At 71.5% G+C, this 1,389-nt stretch carries 1 protein-coding gene; it reads right to left on the reverse strand.

Annotated elements, in window-relative coordinates:
• The coding region (locus AOK18_RS27925) for a WD40/YVTN/BNR-like repeat-containing protein (RefSeq protein WP_420865651.1) at positions 1–1,389 on the reverse strand (1,389 nt) is incomplete at both ends.

A 1,389-nucleotide genomic window follows, 5' to 3' on the forward strand; every position in this document is an offset into this window, starting at 1 on the left:
GTCCCCGCCCCCGGTCTCCGAGGTGTCGCCGTAGACGATCCCGCGCCCGTTGGTCGCCACGTACACCCTGCCGTACACCCGCGGGTCACCGGTGATCGCGGCACCGGTCCAGCCCCACTGGTGGGCGTCGTCGTTGATCCGGGTCCAGCTCTGTCCCCGGTCGGTCGAGCGGAAGATGCCGCGCACACCGTCGATCTCCGCGCTGGTGAAGACGGTCTGGTACGAGGCGCCGGGGGCCGCCTTGCCGAAGCCGACGGTGTCGGCCTCGTCGACCCCGGACAGCTTGGCGAAGCTCCGCCCGCCGTCGGTGGAGTGCCACAGCCCGTACGTCCCGCCGCTCTCCCCGCCGGCCAGCCAGATGTCGCCCTTCGTGCCCGGCAGCGCCTTGAACCGGACGCTGTCACCGCTCGGCAGGCCGGTCGCGGGGGAGGCCGCGAAGGTGGCGCCGCCGTCCGTGCTGACGTAGAACCTCCCGGACTTGAAGCCGTAGAACGTCTTCGGGTCCACCCGGTCGGACTCGACGACCGCCCCTTCGGGGATGCCGCTCGACGCCGACCACGAGGTGCCGAAGCCGGTCGTGTGGTGCACCCCGGCGCCCTGCGGGCTCCACACGAAACGGCTGCCGTCGGCACCCGCCGCGACCGTGCCGCCGCCGCTGACCCCGGAGGGGTCCGTGCCCGCGAACCAGTGGGCGCCGTTGTCGGTGGAGAACGCGATGTGCGGTCCGGAGTCCAGGTCCCCCGTCCGGACCACCGTGTCCGGACGGGACTCGGCGAAGTCCAGGCTCGTGGTGGCGGTGAAGTTCGGCTGGGTGAACATCATCGGCGGGACCTTCGTCAGGTCCGTGTGCCGGAAGCCGCCGATGTCGAGGAGCCCGCTGAGCAGCGGGGCGCCCGACGGGGGAGAGATCAGGTCGTTGACCGCCGTCTCCTCCAGGCCGCGCACCATCGGCGTGATGGTGAACGCGGTGTCGCGGTCCCAGTTCGTCAGGTTCTCCGTGCCGTAGACGGTCGCGCCCGTCCCGTACATCATGCGGTCGGGGTCGAACGGGTCGATCTCCAGCGCCTCGGTCATCCACCCCAGTTTGGGGGACTGCTCGGGCGGCGACGGGTCGGCACCCCAGGTCAGCCACGGCACGGACGAGACGTCCATGGTGTAGCGGTCGACCCGGTCCGGGTACGAGGAGTAGTCCCACGCCCGCGTCCACGTCGCCCCGCTGTCCGTGGAGCGGAAGATCTGGGTGTCCGGCCACCAGGAGCTGTACGCCGTCGCCATGAGCGTGCCCGGGTTCTGCCGGTCCACGGTCAGTCCGCTGAACCCGTAGTAGGTGTCGGCCTCGGCGACCGGCACCTGGACCGACGTCCAGGTCCCGGTCGCCGAGGCCGACAC

Source organism: Streptomyces prasinopilosus, from assembly GCF_001419695.1.
GTDB classification, from domain to species: Bacteria; Actinomycetota; Actinomycetes; order Streptomycetales; family Streptomycetaceae; genus Streptomyces; species Streptomyces prasinopilosus.